This window comes from Zemynaea arenosa (assembly GCF_004614185.1).
Lineage (GTDB): Bacteria > Pseudomonadota > Gammaproteobacteria > Burkholderiales > Burkholderiaceae_D > Telluria > Telluria arenosa.
Map to the genome: position 1 here is coordinate 1 of NZ_SPVF01000235.1, position 16,644 is coordinate 16,644.

Sequence of the window (16,644 nt, forward strand, 5' to 3'; positions counted from 1 at the left end):
GTGCTGGCGCTGCTGGCCGCCCAGCGCGGCGCGATTCCGCCGGATGCGCCCCACCAGCCGTCGCGCGCTGGCTCGCAGCAGGGAGCAGCAGCCGTGCCGCAGGCGGATTCGCTCGGCTTCCTGCGCCTGCCCGCCGTGTGGATGTGCTTCGGTTTCTTCCTGCTCACGGCCTGCGCGCTCGGTGCCATCCAGGGGTTCACCGCGCCCGCGCTGATGAAGGTGTATGGCCTGACGCTGGCCGCTGCCAATATGGGCTACACGGCCTATATGCTCGCCTCCGCGGGTGGCATGGTCGTGGGTGGCTTCATCGCCGCGCGGTCGACGAGCCACGACCGCCTGATCGCCGCCGCGCTCCTGGCTTCCGCCGTGCTGGCACTGGTGCTGGCCGCCGCCGTGGTCCCCGGCTGGATGGCAGTGGTGCTGATGGGCGCCGTCGGCTTCGCGTCCGGCATCGCGGGTCCTTCGCGCGACCTGATGATCCGCGCCGCCGCGCCCAAGAATGCGACCGGCCGCGTGTTCGGCGTGGTCTACTCGGGCCTCGATAGCGGCCTGGCTCTCGGTCCGCTGCTGTTTGGCGCGGTGCTCGATGCGCAGATGCCCGCCATGGTGTTCGCCGGGATCGCGCTGTTCCAGCTGGCGGCCGTCGCCACGGCGGTCGGCGTGGGCAGCCAGCGGCGCGCAGCGGTGCTGCAGAACGCATAAAATGTCCGTCACCTCTTCAACGACCAAACACGCCATCATGAGCTTCGCAACCTGCGACCTGTGCGACGACCACCCGCAACTGATCGAGGACGGCACGCTGTCCGTGCTGCCGCCCGTGTTCCGCCACTTCGGACAGCGCCTTAAGTTCTGCGGCCCGGCCGTCACGCTCAAGGTCTTCGAGGACAACGCGCTGGTGCGCGCCACGCTGGAAGCGCCCGGCCACGGAAACGTGCTGGTGGTGGACGGTGGCGGCAGCCTGCGGCGCGCGCTCGTGGGCGGCAACCTGGCCAAGCTGGCGCAGGACCATGGCTGGGCGGGCGTGATCGTCGATGGCTGCGTGCGGGACACTGACGAAATGAATGCTTGCGACGTGGGCATCCGCGCGCTGGGCACCTTGCCGCGCAAGAGTGAAAAGAATGGGGCAGGGGAGAGGAACGTGAAGGTCACCATCGCCGGAGTGGCGGTGCACCCCGGCGACTGGATCTATGCCGATGCGGACGGCATTGTAGTTTCGCGGACCCGTTTGAACCGCTGAGTGTTCAGCCGCCGGCGCGATCAGCGGCGGCGCCAGCGCGCTGCCACGCCGGCCACGCCGAGGCCCGCCAGCAGCATCGCCCACTCCCCCGGTTCCGGTACCGGCTGGGCCGGCACGTTCTCCGACAGCAGGCTGCCGACTTTGTTGGCGCCGGTGCCGTAGAACGCGACCTTCAGGTGCGGATCGCTCAGGTCCACGCCGTCTCCCGTGAAGGTGAACTGGAAGACCATGTTGTCGGTCAGTGCGACATGGGTGCCAAAGGCGCAGGCGTTCTGTCCGAGGTGGGAGCCGCCGCTGCAACCGTTGGCATTCAATTCGTTCGCCAGGATGGACCAGGCGGACGCCGCTCCGGGACCTGACACGCTGACACTGCCGAAGGTCCCGATCTCCTTGACCTGCAGCTCGCCGATGGTGAGCGCGTCGGCCCAGCCGCCCGTGCGGCCCGCGGCATCGATCTCCACGAACAGGGTATTGCCGGAATAGCTTGTCGTAAAAGTGACACCGTCGATGGTGAGCGCGGCGTGTGCCGCCGACGATGTGCCCAAAAGGAGGGCGGCGGTGGCGCAGAATGCGCTCCGCTTGAGTTTACTCAGTTCCATAATGCAACTCCTATGCATCGGTTGATGGGTAAACCCGACTGTGCGCGCGCTGGTAAGACCTTATTGGTTATTTATCAAACATCACGGTGTCGCGTTTTCTTGCAACCGGCCCGCACCGGCTGCATCGCGGGTCATTCAACCTGCACTGAGGCCGAGTCTTATTTGCGCTTGCGGCGCGCCACCATGCCCAGCACGCCCAGGCCGGCCAGCAGCATCGCGTATTCGCCCGGTTCCGGCACTGGCGAGGTTGGCACGTCCACCGACAGCAGGCTGCCCACCTTGCGGTCGCCTTCGCCGTAGAACGCCACCTTCAGGTGCGGATTGGTCAGGTCCAGATTCTCGCCGCCGAAGGTGAACTTGAAGATCATGTCGTCCGTTAGCCCGATGTGCGAGCCGAAGGCGCACGCGTTGCGGCCGCCTTGGGCGCCGCCGACGCAGCCATTGGCGTTCAGTTCATTGGCCACGATGGTCCAGGTGGAGGCATCGCCCGGACCGGTCAGCGCGACGCTGTCGAAGGTGCCAATGCCTTTCACTTCCAGCGACCCGATGGTGAGGGCGTCAGCCCAGCCGCCGGTGCGGCCCGCCGCGTCGATCTCCACCGTCAGCTCGTTGCCGGACCACGATGTGGTAAACGTCACACCATCGTAAGTCACGTCGGCATATGCCGCCGATGAAGCCCCCAGGGACGCGGCCCCAAGCGCCAAGGCGCCGGCCAGTTTGCGAATGCTCAGTTGCATGGTGATTCTCCTTTGTATCGTTGCTGGGTACTGCTGAGCCAACTCTAGCATTTGTAAATTGTTGACATCGATTGGTTTGCATTTGGCAACAGCGACCGCTCAGTTTTCATCGCGTGAAAACGCATTTCCACCATGCGAAACGTTGACGAAACTCAAGCACGCGGTCTCTTCCATTTTGAGAAATCGTTTTCCGTATCATGGAATAAGAAACATAAGTTGTTGAAATTGAAGAGAATAAATTTAAACCTATGTCTTATATAAGACCATTGGTGCCGCGCACAAATCCGCCTATGATTTCTCTAACGGTTTCACTTTCCAACTTTCGTAATTCAAGTAATCAAGGAGAACAGCATGACCACTCGTGAACAGCAAATCGCCGCCCTTCAAGCCGACTGGGACACCAATCCCCGCTGGAAAGGCATCACCCGCACCTACACCGCCGAAGACGTGGTCCGCCTGCGCGGTTCGCTGCAGATCGAGCACACGCTGGCCAAGCGCGGTGCGGAAAAACTGTGGGATCTGGTGAACAACGAGCCCTTCGTCAACGCCCTCGGCGCGCTGACCGGCAACCAGGCCATGCAGCAGGTGAAGGCGGGCCTGAAGGCCATCTACCTGTCCGGCTGGCAGGTGGCGGGCGACGCCAACGTGGCCGGCGAGATGTACCCGGACCAGTCGCTGTACCCGGCCAATTCGGTGCCGCTGGTGGTCCGCCGCATCAACAACACCTTCCAGCGCGCGGACCAGATCCAGTGGTCGGAAGGGAAGGACGATATCGACTACTTCGCGCCCATCGTGGCCGATGCGGAAGCGGGCTTCGGCGGCGTGCTGAATGCTTTTGAGCTGATGAAGTCCATGATCGACGCGGGTGCCGCCGGCGTGCACTTCGAAGACCAGCTGGCCTCCGTCAAGAAGTGCGGCCACATGGGCGGCAAGGTGCTGGTGCCGACCCGCGAAGCGGTCGAGAAGCTGACCGCCGCGCGCCTGGCGGCTGACGTCTGCGGCACCCCGACCCTGGTCATCGCCCGCACTGATGCGGAAGCGGCCGACCTGCTGACCTCCGACGTCGACGAGAACGACAAGTCCTTCTGCACCGGCGAGCGCACCGTGGAAGGCTTCTACAAAGTGAAGCCGGGCCTGGAGCAGGCCATCTCGCGCGCCCTGGCTTACGCACCGTATGCGGACCTGGTGTGGTGCGAGACCGGCAAGCCGGACCTGGCCTTCGCCAAGGCCTTCGCGGACGCGGTGCATGCCAAGTTCCCGGGCAAGCTGCTGGCCTATAACTGCTCGCCGTCCTTCAACTGGAAGAAGAACCTGGACGATGCGACCATCGCCAAGTTCCAGAAGGAGCTGGGCGCGATGGGCTACAAGTTCCAGTTCATCACGCTGGCCGGCTTCCATGCCCTGAACTACGGCATGTTCAACCTGGCCCACGGCTACGCGCGCCGCCAGATGTCGGCCTTCGTGGAACTGCAGGAAGCCGAATTCGCGGCCGCCGAAAAAGGCTTCACCGCGGTGAAGCACCAGCGCGAAGTCGGCACCGGCTACTTTGACGCGGTCACGCAGACTATCCAGCAGGGCCAGAGCTCGACCACCGCGCTGCACGGCTCCACGGAGGATGAACAGTTCTTCGACAAGAAGGTCGCATAAAGCGAAAAGCTCAAGGGGAGGAGACACCTCTTTGCCGCGCCGTGCCGAAAGGCCGGCGCGGCTTTTTCGTTTTATGACGGATGTCGGCGATAATGGCGGCTTGCCTTCCTCCAGAGATTCGCCATGTTCAGCTACCGCCACGCCTTCCACGCCGGGAACCACGCCGACGTCCTCAAGCACTTCGTGCTGGTCCAGCTGCTCGAATACCTGAATCAGAAGGACACCCCGTACACCTACATCGACACCCACAGCGGCGCCGGTGTCTACACGCTGGACGAGAAGTTCGCGGCCAAGACGGCGGAGTACACCACCGGCATCGGCAAGCTGTGGACCCGCGATGACATCCCCGCGCCGCTGCAGGCGTTCGCGGACATCATCCATGAGATGAACCCGAGCGGGAAGCTGCGCTACTACCCGGGATCTCCGTTCATCGCCGAACGCGTGGCGCGCGACGAAGACCGCTTGCGCCTGTTCGAAATGCACCCGGCCGACGCCAAGCTCCTGGCCGATAACTTCCGCGAGCTCGATGCGCACAAGGCCGCGCAAGGCTACCGGCCGACGGTGCGCGGCAAGCGCGTGATCATCGAACGGTCCGACGGCTTCGCGTCCTTGAAGGCGCTGCTGCCGCCGCCGTCGCGGCGCGCGCTGGTGCTGATCGATCCGCCGTACGAGGACAAGAACGACTATCGCTACGTGGCCGACATGCTCAAGGACTCGCTGGGGCGCTTTCCGGCGGGTGTGTATGCGGTGTGGTATCCGATCCTGCAGCGGATCGAGTCGCGCCAGTTTGCGGACAAGCTGAAACGCCTGCCGTGCAAGGAGTGGCTGAACGTGTCGCTCACGACGCGCACCCCGGGGCCAGATGGCGCCTTGCACAGCAGCGGCATGTTCATCCTGAACCCGCCGTACACGCTGGAGCCGCTGCTGCGCGAGGTGATGCCGTACCTGGTGCAGCTGCTCGGCACCGATGCGGGTGCGACGTTCGTGATTCAAAAGGGTGCGCCGGTGACCGGCGCGGCGCACGAGCGCTTCACCGCCGAAGGCAAGGCGCGCACGCCGGTGCACAGCCCGATCGGCAAGGGCAGCTTGCGCGTGCGCGGGCAGGCGCCGGCGGGCGAAGAGCGCAAGCCCGCGAGCGCGCCGAATACTGGAACCAGATCCGGCTCCAGGGCTGCTTCCGGTGGCGACGCCACGACCGGGGCGAGAGCGGACGCAGGACGGCGCACGTCCCGTCCCGCCGGCGATCGCCCGGCTGGTGACCGCCCGGCGAATAGCCGCGCGGCTGGTGGCCGCCCCTCTGGTGACCGGCCCGCTGGCGCTGGCGCGCGCGGCCCTGCAAAACCACGACGGTCGTCATGAGCAAACGCAATCGTTTGCATTCGCGCCCCTGATTTGTCCGCACCAAATGCTAAAAAAATAAGGATCATTGTAATTATGGTATGATGCGCCCGTGTCTGATTTAGCGAGCACTACATGCCCTCCGATCCTGTATCCCAGGGTTTCTCAACCACTCCCGTAGCAGTCGGCGACGATTTCTTCCTGGCCCGCCAGCCCATTTTGGGCCGCGACCAGTGTCTGGTCGCCTTCGAACTCCTGTTCCGCAATGCCGGCGACACCGAGGCCGACGTCACCGACGATGCGGCCGCGACGGCCGCCGTGATCTCGCACGCCTCGCAGCTGGGCATGGAGCAGGTGGTCGGCCAGCGCCTGGCCTTCTTGAACGTGGACGAGGTGGTGCTGATGAGCGACTTCATTCGCTTCCTGCCGCCGGAGAAGGTGATCCTCGAGATCCTGGAATCGGTGAAGGCCACGCCGAAGCTGATCGAGCGCGTGGAAGAACTCAAGAAGCTGGGCTTCCGCTTCGCGCTCGATGACGTCATCAAGAACGACCCCGATACGCTCAAGCTGCTCGGGCTCGTGGACGTGATCAAGGTGGACCTGAAGGGCGTGGCGCCGGACGAACTGCCCAAGCTGACCGACACGCTGCGCCGCCCCGGCATGAAGCTCCTGGCTGAAAAAGTGGAGACGGTCGATGAATTCGAGCGCTGCCTGTCGCTAGGTTTCGAGTATTTTCAGGGCTACTACTTTGCGCGGCCGGTGATCCTGTCCGGGAAAAAGGTGGCGCCGTCCGAGCTGGTGCTGCTGCATCTGCTGGACCTGATTTATTCCAAGGCCGATGGCCAGGAACTCGAGTCCACGGTGGACCGCGATTCCCTGATCCGCAATAACCTGCTGCGCCTTGTGAATTCGCCGGCCGCGGGCGCGGACAGCAAAATCGAATCGCTGTCGCAAGCGCTCAAGGTGCTGGGGCGCGAACAGCTCCAGCGCTGGCTGCAGATCCTGCTGTATGCGAAGCCGGGTGCGCCGGTGAACGTAAATTCGCCGCTGCTGCAGATGGCGACCACGCGCGGCAAGTTGATGGAGCTGATGGCGCAGCGCGTGTTTCCGGATAACCGCGGCGCGGCCGATACCGGTTTCACGGTCGGCATCCTGTCGTTGATGGATGCGCTGTTTTCGATGTCGATGCAGGATATCCTCGGCAGCGTGGCCCTGCCGGAGCCGGTGCGCGATGCGCTGCTGGCGCGCGAGGGCAAGTACGGGATCATGCTGCGCATCGTGGAGCTGCTCGATAACGGGCCCAAGACGCGCGAGCTGTCAGCGCTGGTGCGCAAGCTGGGGCTGACGGTGCGCGCGATCCGCGAGATCGAGGTCCAGGCCTTCGAGTGGGTCAACGAGCTGGCCCACGAAATTCACTGAGCGCGGCCGCGCGCCGCGGCGCAAGTGAGTTCCCCCGCTTTGCTCGCGCGGCTGCGCGAGCAGTCTTCGTTTTTTCATCTGCACGCCTGCGCGAGCAATCTTCGGCTTGAACCCCGCTTGGCTGCGCGCGCAATCTTCGGCTTAAACCCCGCGCGGCTGCGCGCGCATCCTTCAACTGGCGAGCAGCAGGAAGACCGTCGGCTTCTTATGGAAGTCCGGCGGCGTAGTCGCCTTCCATTTGGCGGCGCTGAGGGTGCGCACGGATTCCGTCGGCAGCGAGAGATCGGTCGCCACGCAGATCAGCGTGGAGGGCGCGCAGCTGTCCGCGAGCGCTTGGAGGAACTGCGCATTGCGGTAGGGCGTTTCGATGAAGAGCTGCGTCTGGCGTTCCTTGCGCGAGCGGGCTTCCAGTTCCTTGATGCGCTGCGCGCGCTGGCCGGCGTCGGTGGGCAGGTAGCCATTGAAGGCGAAGCTCTGGCCATTCAGGCCACTGGCCATCACGGCCAGCAGGATCGATGAGGGGCCAACCAGCGGCTTCACGGTCACGCCGCGTTGATGCGCGAGGCGCACCAGGTCCGCGCCCGGGTCTGCGACGGCGGGCACGCCGGCTTCCGACAGCAGGCCCGCATCGCGGCCTGCCAGCATTGGCTGGAGCAGGCCGGCCAGCGCCTCCGCCTTGGTATTCACGTTCAGCTCCGCGATCTCGATCTGCTGCAGCGGCTTGGCCAGCGGGTGGCCCGCGTCGACCAGCTTGAGAAACGCGCGCGCGGTCTTCGCGTTTTCGGCGACGAAGTAATCGAGGCGCGCGGTCAGCGCCTGCACGTGCGTGGGGATGACGTGGTCCAGCGACTCGGTCGCGCCAAGCGTATTCGGGATCAGGTAAAGGGTGCCGGTCATGGATTATTCGGTAAAGAAGCTCACGCCCGCACGGCGCAGCATGCCGGTGAGGGCGATCAGCGGCAGGCCGGTGAGGGCAGTGGGGTCGGTGCTGTCAATGCGCTCGAGGATGGCGATGCCCAGGCCTTCGTTCTTGGCGCTGCCCGCGCAGTCATAGGGTTGTTCGATGCGGAGGTAGGCATCGAGGTCGGCGTCGGGGAGGTCGCGGAAGGTGACGAAAGTCTGGACGTTTTCGACTTGCGCGCTGCCGTTGCGGCCATCGAAGAGGCTCAGCGCGGTGTGGAAAATGACGCGGCGGCCGCGCATCAGCTGGAGCTGGGCCAGCGCGGCGTCGTGCGTGTAGGGCTTGCCGATCTGGAGGCCGTCCAGGGTCGCGACCTGGTCGGAGCCGATCACCAGGCTGCCGGGCGCGCGCTCCGCGACCGCCGCCGCCTTGGCTTGCGCGAGGCGCAGGGCGGTCGCTTCCGGCGCCTCGCCGGCCAGCGGCGCTTCGTCGATGTCGGGCACCATGACCTCGAATGGCAAGCGTAGACGGGAGAGCAATTCGCGGCGGTAGGCGGAGCTGGAAGCGAGGATCAAACGGGGTGTATTCATGGGGATTCGGCAAGCGAGCATCACCGATGCCCAAAAAATCTTCTAAGTCTTTGACTTCACAGCGATAAGCCTGTTATTATCGCAGGTTTTCCGGGGAAAGTTTCTGTAATGAGCGCTTTTGTCATCGACGCCTTCGAGTTTTGTCGATCCAATGGCCGCCGCGACGGTGTCACGCCGGTTGCGGAGATGACGCGCTTGGCTGCTGACTGTGCCGACAAGACTGGCGAGATCGCCTGGTCGCTGGAGGGCAGCATGAGCAAGCAGAACTACCCGCAAATGCGGTTGACGGTGCAGGGCACCGTCCAGCTGGTGTGCCAGCGCTGCCTGACCCCGTTCGCGTTCGAGATCGATTCGTCCACCGTGCTCATGCTGGGCAAGGACGAAGCCGAGGCCGACGAGATCGAGGAGCTGATCGACGACGAGTCGATCGACGTGATCGTCGGCAGCCGCACCTGCGATCTCCGCGACCTGATTGAAGACGAGGCGCTGCTGGCTTTGCCGCAATCGCCGCGTCATGAGGTGTGCCCCGACACCAGCGCGCTGGATGCGCTGAAGTCGGACAAGCCCTCGCCGTTTGCGGTTCTGAAGAACCTCAAGCCGCAGTAAAGAACGTGTCAAACGCGTGAAGTGTCGAGTAGGACCTAAACAAGCTGTACCGAAGCAAGCGTGAAACATGTCGGCATGACGTAAAAGTTTTGCCGCTGGGATACTCGATGCGCATGTTTTTGCATATCGAATGTGTTAGAATCTTAGAACTTTAGTATTAGGAGTCATCATGGCAGTCCAACAGAACAAGAAGTCCCCGTCGAAGCGCGGCATGCACCGCTCGCACGATTTCCTGACCGCCCCGAACCTGGCCGTCGAGCCGACCACGGGCGAAACCCACCTGCGTCACCACATCAGCCCGAACGGCTTCTACCGTGGTCGCAAGGTTCTGAAGACCAAGAACGACGAGTAATCGTCCGTTCCTCGTCTCAAGAGAAGATGAAAGCGGTACAACGTAAGTTCTTTGCGTTGCGCCGCTTTTTCTTTGCCCGCGGCTCCGCTTGAGCGCGCCGCTCCTGCCTGCCTGATCCGGGCACGGCAAGCTTCAACACATGACAATCACAATTTCCATCGACTGCATGGGCGGAGACCACGGCCCGGCGGTTACCATTCCCGCAGCACTATCCTTCCTCCAGCATTACCCTGAAAGCGAGCTCATCTTGGTGGGTCTCGAGGACGTCGTGCGCGCGGAACTCCGCAAGTGCAAGGCGGAGCACAACCCGCGCCTGTCCGTCGTCCACGCCAGCGAAATGGTCGAAATGGACGACCCGCTCGAAGTGGCCCTGCGCAAGAAAAAAGACTCCTCGATGCGCGTGGCGATCGAGCTGGTCAAGGACGGCAAGGCCGCCGCCTGCGTCTCGGCGGGCAACACCGGCGCCCTGATGGCGATCTCGCGCTACGTCCTGAAGACCATGCCGGGCGTCGACCGCCCGGCGATCTGCTCGATGCTGCCGAACCAGAAGGGCACCCCGACCTACATGCTCGACCTCGGCGCCAACGTCGACTGCGAGCCGCACCACCTGCACCAGTTCGCCATCATGGGCGCGGTGCTGGTGTCCGCGCTGGAAGGCAAGGACAAGCCCAGCATCGGCCTGCTCAACGTGGGCACCGAGGACATCAAGGGCAACGAGGTGGTCAAGGCCACCGCCAAGCTGCTGCAGGACGACCACGCGCGCGGCAAGCTGAACTTCTACGGCAACGTGGAAGGCAACGACATCTTCAAGGGCACCACCGACATCGTCGTCTGCGATGGCTTCGTCGGCAACGTGACCCTGAAGGCCGCCGAGGGCATCGGCCGCCTGGTCAAGCACACGCTCACCAAGGAATTCAAGCGCTCGCCGCTGACCATGCTCGCGGCCCTGCTCGGGCGCGGCGCGCTGAAGCGGTTTGGCGACACCTTCAACCCCTCGCGCTACAACGGCGGCAGCCTGCTGGGCCTGCGCGGCCTGGTGATCAAGAGCCATGGCGGCGCCGATGCCGTGGCCTTCGAGTGGGCGATCAAGCGTTCGTTTGACGCAGCCAAATACAATGTGCAGGCTCAACTCGCGACAATGATCGCCGAATTGATGCCCAGCACGGCGCCTGGCGACCAATAAGCCAGGCTCTTCCAACCCAAGAGGAAGACCCGCATGACTTTGTACAGCAAGATTATCGGCACCGGCAGCTATCTGCCGGCCCAGCGCGTCACCAACGCCGAGCTGGCCGCCCAGCTGGCCGCCAAGGGCATCGAGACCTCGGACGAGTGGATCGTCTCGCGCAGCGGCATCTCGGCGCGTCACTTCGCCGCGGTGGACCAGCATTCGTCCGACCTCGCCGTCGAAGCCGCCAAGCGCGCGCTGGAAATGGCGGGCAAGGAGCCGGCCGACATCGACCTCGTCATCGTGGCGAGCTCGACACCCGATTTCTACGGCAGCTTCCCGAGCACGGCCTGCATCGTGCAGCGCAAGCTCGGCATGGCCAACGGCAGCGCGGCGTTCGACGTGCAGGCCGTGTGTTCCGGCTTCGTGTACGCGGTCGCGACCGCCGACGCCTTCATCAAGTCGGGCGCGCACAAGAACGTGCTCGTGATCGGCGCGGAAGTGTTCTCGCGCATCCTGAACTTCGAAGACCGCACCACCTGCGTGCTGTTCGGCGACGGGGCCGGCGCGATCGTGCTGACCGCCTCCGAAGAGCCCGGCATCCTGGCCACCAAACTGCATGCGGACGGTTCGCACTCGGACATCCTGCAAGTGCCGGGTAATGTGGCCAACGGCGCGATCGCCGGCTCCGGTTTCCTGTACATGGACGGTCCGGCGGTGTTCAAGCTGGCCGTGTCGGTGCTGGAGCAGGTCGCCCACGAGGCGCTGGACAAGGCCCAGCTGCCGGCTTCCGCCATCGACTGGCTGGTGCCGCACCAGGCCAACATCCGCATCATGAATTCCACCGCCAAGAAGCTGGGCCTGCCGGCCGAGAAGATGGTGGTCACCGTGGACCAGCACGGCAACACCTCGGCTGCATCGATCCCGCTGGCGCTGGACGCCGCGGTGCGCGATGGCCGCATCAAACCGGGTCAACACGTCATGATGGAAGGCGTTGGCGGCGGTTTCACCTGGGGTGCGGTGCTGGCGCGGATGTGAGCGCTTAAGCGATCCGAATTTTCCCGGTTCAATAAAAATTAGAGGAAGAACTCTCATGACCAAATTCGCATTCGTGTTTCCGGGCCAGGGCGCACAAGCCGTCGGCATGCTGAACGGCTTCGCTGGCAATCCTGTGGTTGAACAAACCGTGCAGGAAGCGTCGGACGCCATCGGCTTCGATCTCGGCAAGCTGATGGCCGAAGGCCCGAAGGAAGAGCTGGACCTGACCACCAACACCCAGCCCGTGATGCTGACCGCGGCCGTGGCCGTGTACCGCGCGTGGATCGCCGCCGGCGGCCAGCAGCCGGACCTGGTCGCCGGCCACTCGCTCGGCGAGTACTCGGCGCTGGTGGCGGCGGGCGTGATCCCGTTCAAGGACGCGGTGCCGCTGGTGCGCTTCCGCGCCCAGGCGATGCAGGAAGCGGTGCCGGTGGGGCAGGGCGGCATGGCCGTGGTGCTCGGCATCTCGGCCGACGAGGTGCGCGCCGTGTGCGCGGAAGCGTCCGCCGCCGAGCCGGGCTCCGTCGTGGAAGCCGTCAACTTCAATGAGCCGACCCAGACCGTGATCGCGGGCCACACCGCGGCCGTCGACCGCGCCTGCGAGATCGCCAAGGCCAAGGGCGCCAAGCGCGCCATGAAGCTGGCGGTGTCGGCGCCGTTCCACTCCTCGCTGCTGAAGCCGGCATCGGACCGCCTGCGCGACTACATGGCGAACATCGAGTTCGCGGCGCCGCGCATCGCCTTGATCAATAACGTCGACGTGGCTATCCTGAACGATCCGGCTGCGATCAAGGATGCCCTGGTGCGCCAGGCGGCCGGGTCGGTCCGCTGGGTCGAGACGGTGCAGAAGATGGCCGGCGAAGGCATCACGCAGGTGATCGAATGCGGCCCGAGCAAGGTGCTGTCCGGCATGGCCAAGCGCATCGACGGCAATCTGGCCACCGAGGCGCTGGTGGACCAGGCCGCGCTGGAGCGCGTGCTGGCTGCCATGGCCTGAGCATGAATGAGAAAAATTCATTAATAAGACCAAAAGAGTAAAGGAAACTCATGAATCTCACCAATGAAGTCGCCCTCGTCACCGGCGCCTCGCGCGGCATCGGCAAGGCCATCGCGCTGGAACTGGCGCGCCAGGGTGCCAAAGTGGTCGGCACCGCCACCACCGAAGCGGGCGCGGCCGCGATTTCCGACTACCTGGGCGACGCCGGCATGGGCGTGGTCCTGAACGTGACCGAGGCCGACGCCTGCGCCTCCGTGGTCGACGGCGTCGCCAAGACCTACGGTGCGCTGACCATCCTGGTCAACAACGCCGGCATCACCAAGGACCAGCTCGCCATGCGGATGAAGGACGACGAGTGGGACAGCGTGATCGCCACCAACCTCACCGCCGTCGGCCGCCTCTCGCGCGCAGTGCTGCGCGGGATGATGAAGGCCAAGCATGGGCGTATCATTAACATTACGTCGGTGGTCGGCGCGGCCGGCAATCCCGGCCAGATGAACTATGCGGCGGCCAAGGCCGGCGTGGCGGGCATGACCCGCGCGCTGGCCCGCGAGATCGGCAGCCGCGGCATCACCGTGAACTGCGTGGCCCCGGGCTTCATCGACACCGACATGACGAAAGCCTTGTCGGAAGAGCAGCACGCCAGCCTGCTGACCGGCATCCCGCTGGGCCGCCTGGGCAAGCCGGAGGACATCGCGGCCGCGGTCGCTTTCCTGGCCAGCCCGCAGGCCGGCTACATCACCGGCACCGAGCTGCACGTGAACGGCGGCATGCACATGAATTAACTGGCAGAATTGTCGAGTTAGCCGCAGTTCGCAGTCTGTTTCACCGAATTTGGCGGGGTTTTCGTGCAGTTTGAGGCCCCTGCTGAAATTCGTTACATCCCGCGCAAACCTGATAAAATGCGCGCACTTTCCGTAACACACCCATCAATGGAGCCATAACATGTCGGATATCGAACAACGCGTTAAAAAAATCGTCGCTGAGCAACTGGGCGTTGCTGAAGCAGACATCAAAATCGATTCCTCGTTCGTTGACGACCTCGGCGCAGACTCTCTCGACACCGTCGAACTGGTGATGGCACTGGAAGACGAGTTCGAAATGGAAATCCCGGACGAGCAGGCGGAAAAGATCACCACCGTGCGCCAGGCCATCGAATACGCGACCGCGCACGTCAAGGCAGCCTAAGCTCGCTGTCGTTTCGCAGTTTCAGGAGAAATCGCTTGAGCAGTCCTCACAAACGCCGTGTCGTCGTCACCGGCCTGGGCTGCGTCTCCCCGATCGGCAACAGCATCGCCGAGACCTGGAGCGCAGCGCTGGAAGGCAAGTCGGGCGTCGCCAACATCACCAAGTTTGACGCATCCGCGTTCTCGACCCGCTTCGCGGCGGAAGTGAAGGGTTTCAACGTCGAGGACTACATCCCCGCCAAGGAAGCCCGCCATATGGACACCTTCATCCATTACGGCATGGCGGCCGGGATCCAGGCGATCACCGACTCCGGCATCGAAGTGACCGAGACCAACGCCGAGCGCATCGGCGTACTGATCGGTTCGGGCATCGGCGGCCTGCCGCTGATCGAAGAAACCAAGGAAGACTACACGGCCCGCGGCCCGCGCCGCATTTCGCCGTTCTTCGTTCCGGCCTCGATCATCAACATGATTTCCGGCGACCTGTCGATCAAGTACGGCATGCGTGGCCCCAACCTGGCCATCGTGACCGCGTGCACGACCGGCCTGCACTGCATCGGTGCCGCCGCCCGCCTGATCGAATATGGCGATGCCGACGTGATGGTGGCCGGGGGCGCGGAAGCGACCATCTCGCCGCTGGGTCTGGGCGGCTTCGCCTCGGCCCGTGCGCTGTCCGCGCGCAACGACGATCCCGCGACCGCCTCGCGCCCGTGGGACCGCGACCGCGACGGCTTCGTGCTGGGCGAGGGCGCGGGCGTGATGGTGCTCGAAGAGTACGAGCACGCGAAGGCCCGCGGCGCCAAGATCTACGCAGAAGTGCTCGGCTTCGGCATGAGCGCCGATGCGTACCACATGACCTCGCCGGTGGAAGACGGGGCGGGCGCCAGCCGCTGCATGGTCTCGGCCATGAAGTACGCGGGCATCAACCCGGACCAGGTCAACTACATCAATGCGCACGGCACCTCGACCCCGCTGGGCGATGTGGCCGAAGTGCAGGGCATCAAGAAGACCTTCGGCGACCACGCCTACAAGCTGGTGGTCAACTCGACCAAGTCGATGACCGGCCACCTGCTGGGCGGCGCGGGCGGCCTGGAAGCGGTGTTCACGGTGCTCGCCGTGCACCACCAGAAGTCGCCGCCGACCATCAACCTCTTCAACCAGGACGAGAACTGCGACCTGGACTTCGTGGCCAACACGGCGCGCGACCTGAAGATCGATGTGGCGGTCAAGAACTCGTTCGGCTTCGGCGGAACGAACGGGACGCTGGTGTTCGGCCGGGTCTGATCCCGCCGCGCGACCTGCGCTCCTGAAAGCCGGCCTGCGGGCCGGCTTTTTCATTTCCGCCGCCGGACTTGCGCCTCCGTGCCCCGCGCCGCGCGGATCGCGCCTCGCTCGCCCGCGCCCGCCCGGTCCGCGCAACCCCGGTGGAACTTTCGAACCAGCCCGCGGTCTGACCCGCATTGCCCATGTGGAGACCGCTTGCGCCCCCCATCGCCCCAACTCGCCCTGCGCGTCACCGTCGTTGCCTCGCGCACGCTGCGGTGGAGCGCGCTCGCCTTCGCCCTGCTGCTGGGCGCCGCCGCGGCCGCCATCCTCACCGGCCACGCCAGATCGGTGCGCCACCCGCAGCTCACCGCCGCGATCTTGATTGCAGGCAACCTCTCGCTCATCCATACCGCGGCCCGCCCCGGCAAGGCGTGTCCGCTTGATGTATCTGGACCCGGTGCCTTGCGCCTGACGGTACAACGGGACGGAAGCCCGTCCGTGGTCGCGGTGCAGCTGCTGGCGGGCTCGACGTTGTGGCCGAGGCTGCTGGTGCTGCGGCTGCAGGCCGAAGGCGGGGCCGTGCACACGCTGCTGGTGCTGCCCGACAGCGTGCCCGCCGGCCAGTTTCGCCCGCTCGCGGTGGCCCTGCGCGCGATCGCGGCGCGGGCCGATTGAACTCTCACAGGCTGCCGACCTCTTAACCCAGGGACGCGCCCACGAACCTAGCCACGGGGATTGCCAGTGACGACCGAACGTGAGTGTGACCAGCTGCTCGTGGAACGGGCCCAGGCCGGCGACCGCGCCGCCTTCGACCTGCTCGTCGAGAAGTACCAGCGCCGGCTGATGCGCCTGGTCTCGCGCCTCGTGCACGACCAGGCCGAGGCCGAGGATGTGGTGCAGGACACCTTCATCAAGGCCTACCGGGCCCTGCGGCACTTCCGCGGCGAGGCGGCGTTCTACACCTGGCTGTACCGGATCGGCATCAACACGGCCAAGAACGTGCTGGTGGCGCAAGGGCGCAAGGCGCCGCTGCCGCCCGTGCATGACCCGTCGTCCGACAAGGGCGACCTGTACGACGAAGCGGAACAGCTGCGCGACATCGACACGCCGGAAGCGATGTTCGCCAGCAAACAGATCGCCATCACGGTCACGGCCGCGATGGACGGGCTGCCCCTGGAACTGCGCACCGCCATCGTGCTGCGCGAGCTGGAGGGCATGTCCTACGAGGAGATCTCGGAAGTCATGGCCTGCCCCATCGGTACGGTGCGCAGCCGGATCTTCCGGGCCCGGGAGGCAATCGCCGAAAAATTGAGGCCGTTGCTCGAGACGAAGGTTGACAAGCGCCGTTAGCGAACTCAACCTGTAGTGAGTGAGAGTCAATCATGGACATGCATCGGAAAATTCGCGAGCACATCTCGGCCCTGGCCGACGGCGAACTGCCGGAAGCCGACCAGGAGCTCGCCCTGGCCGCCCTGGAGGATGCCGACGGGCGCCAGGCCTGGGCCGTGTACCACCGCATCGGCGACGCCTTGCGGGCCCAGCCGGCGGCCGAGCTGTCCGACGGC

20 protein-coding genes are annotated in these 16,644 nt (G+C 64.9%); 16 read left to right on the forward strand and 4 right to left on the reverse strand.

Going from position 1 to position 16,644, the window contains the following annotated elements; all coding sequences use genetic code 11:
* Positions 1-702, forward strand: a 702-nt coding sequence (locus tag E4L96_RS18360; RefSeq protein ID WP_135208662.1) for an MFS transporter, incomplete at its 5' end; no start/stop codon positions are given.
* 37 nt (positions 703-739) lie between these two features.
* Entirely contained in the window at positions 740-1,237 is a 498-nt protein-coding gene (gene rraA, locus E4L96_RS18365; RefSeq protein WP_135208663.1) for a ribonuclease E activity regulator RraA, read from the forward strand.
* 20 nt (positions 1,238-1,257) lie between these two features.
* On the opposite strand, the gene E4L96_RS24120 is transcribed toward rraA, so the two are convergent.
* Positions 1,258-1,836 carry a PEP-CTERM sorting domain-containing protein gene (locus tag E4L96_RS24120; RefSeq protein WP_220433454.1) on the reverse strand — a complete coding sequence of 193 codons (579 nt, stop codon included), beginning with the start codon at positions 1,834-1,836 and terminating at the stop codon, positions 1,258-1,260.
* A gap of 158 nt (positions 1,837-1,994) precedes the next feature.
* Positions 1,995-2,573 carry a PEP-CTERM sorting domain-containing protein gene (locus E4L96_RS24475; protein ID WP_229414611.1) on the reverse strand — a complete coding sequence of 193 codons (579 nt, stop codon included), beginning with the start codon at positions 2,571-2,573 and terminating at the stop codon, positions 1,995-1,997.
* A gap of 351 nt (positions 2,574-2,924) precedes the next feature.
* Between E4L96_RS24475 and aceA the strand changes: the two genes are divergently transcribed.
* The 3 genes from aceA (at position 2,925) to E4L96_RS18390 (ending at position 6,977) form a co-directional block, all read left to right on the forward strand.
* Positions 2,925-4,220 carry an isocitrate lyase gene (aceA, locus tag E4L96_RS18380; RefSeq protein WP_135208665.1) on the forward strand — a complete coding sequence of 432 codons (1,296 nt, stop codon included), beginning with the start codon at positions 2,925-2,927 and terminating at the stop codon, positions 4,218-4,220.
* Between the two features lie 123 nt (positions 4,221-4,343).
* The gene (locus tag E4L96_RS18385) at positions 4,344-5,579 is read left to right on the forward strand and encodes a 23S rRNA (adenine(2030)-N(6))-methyltransferase RlmJ (protein WP_135208666.1); all 1,236 of its coding nucleotides are present in this window, start codon (positions 4,344-4,346) and stop codon (positions 5,577-5,579) included.
* Between the two features lie 114 nt (positions 5,580-5,693).
* A complete protein-coding gene (locus E4L96_RS18390) occupies positions 5,694-6,977 on the forward strand; it encodes an EAL and HDOD domain-containing protein (protein ID WP_135208667.1) in 1,284 nt (427 codons plus the stop codon).
* Between the two features lie 171 nt (positions 6,978-7,148).
* Here the strand turns inward: E4L96_RS18390 and E4L96_RS18395 are convergent, their stop codons facing one another.
* Together E4L96_RS18395 and E4L96_RS18400 are read right to left on the reverse strand one after the other, a co-directional pair.
* Positions 7,149-7,874: an SAM-dependent methyltransferase gene (locus E4L96_RS18395; RefSeq protein WP_135208668.1), complete on the reverse strand. Its 726-nt coding sequence runs from the start codon at positions 7,872-7,874 to the stop codon at positions 7,149-7,151.
* 3 nt (positions 7,875-7,877) lie between these two features.
* Positions 7,878-8,468: a Maf family nucleotide pyrophosphatase gene (locus E4L96_RS18400; protein WP_135208669.1), complete on the reverse strand. Its 591-nt coding sequence runs from the start codon at positions 8,466-8,468 to the stop codon at positions 7,878-7,880.
* 108 nt (positions 8,469-8,576) lie between these two features.
* On the opposite strand from E4L96_RS18400, the gene E4L96_RS18405 reads away from it, so the two are divergent.
* The 11 genes from E4L96_RS18405 to E4L96_RS18455 form a co-directional block, all read left to right on the forward strand.
* Entirely contained in the window at positions 8,577-9,074 is a 498-nt protein-coding gene (locus tag E4L96_RS18405) for a YceD family protein (RefSeq protein ID WP_135208670.1), read from the forward strand.
* A 169-nt stretch (positions 9,075-9,243) separates the two neighbouring features.
* Positions 9,244-9,426 (forward strand): 50S ribosomal protein L32, encoded by a 183-nt coding sequence (gene rpmF / locus E4L96_RS18410; protein WP_005666806.1) that lies wholly within the window; start codon positions 9,244-9,246, stop codon positions 9,424-9,426.
* A gap of 139 nt (positions 9,427-9,565) precedes the next feature.
* Positions 9,566-10,609, forward strand: coding sequence for a phosphate acyltransferase PlsX (gene plsX / locus E4L96_RS18415; protein ID WP_135208671.1), 1,044 nt, complete (start codon positions 9,566-9,568; stop codon positions 10,607-10,609).
* A 33-nt stretch (positions 10,610-10,642) separates the two neighbouring features.
* Positions 10,643-11,629: a beta-ketoacyl-ACP synthase III gene (locus E4L96_RS18420; protein WP_135208672.1), complete on the forward strand. Its 987-nt coding sequence runs from the start codon at positions 10,643-10,645 to the stop codon at positions 11,627-11,629.
* Between the two features lie 55 nt (positions 11,630-11,684).
* On the forward strand, positions 11,685-12,626 hold the full coding sequence (fabD, locus tag E4L96_RS18425) for an ACP S-malonyltransferase (RefSeq protein ID WP_135208673.1): 942 nt from the start codon (positions 11,685-11,687) through the stop codon (positions 12,624-12,626).
* Positions 12,627-12,676: 50 nt separating this feature from the next.
* On the forward strand, positions 12,677-13,411 hold the full coding sequence (gene fabG, locus E4L96_RS18430; protein WP_135208674.1) for a 3-oxoacyl-ACP reductase FabG: 735 nt from the start codon (positions 12,677-12,679) through the stop codon (positions 13,409-13,411).
* Positions 13,412-13,571: 160 nt separating this feature from the next.
* Positions 13,572-13,814, forward strand: coding sequence for an acyl carrier protein (acpP, locus tag E4L96_RS18435; RefSeq protein ID WP_135208675.1), 243 nt, complete (start codon positions 13,572-13,574; stop codon positions 13,812-13,814).
* Between the two features lie 35 nt (positions 13,815-13,849).
* Entirely contained in the window at positions 13,850-15,097 is a 1,248-nt protein-coding gene (gene fabF / locus E4L96_RS18440; RefSeq protein WP_135208676.1) for a beta-ketoacyl-ACP synthase II, read from the forward strand.
* Positions 15,098-15,292: 195 nt separating this feature from the next.
* Positions 15,293-15,754, forward strand: coding sequence for a protein YgfX (locus E4L96_RS18445; RefSeq protein WP_135208677.1), 462 nt, complete (start codon positions 15,293-15,295; stop codon positions 15,752-15,754).
* A 66-nt stretch (positions 15,755-15,820) separates the two neighbouring features.
* Complete coding sequence (gene rpoE, locus E4L96_RS18450; RefSeq protein ID WP_135208678.1) at positions 15,821-16,429, forward strand: RNA polymerase sigma factor RpoE; 609 nt, start codon at positions 15,821-15,823, stop codon at positions 16,427-16,429.
* 38 nt (positions 16,430-16,467) lie between these two features.
* A partial coding sequence (locus E4L96_RS18455) for a sigma-E factor negative regulatory protein (protein WP_229414613.1) occupies positions 16,468-16,644 on the forward strand: 177 nt, incomplete at its 3' end.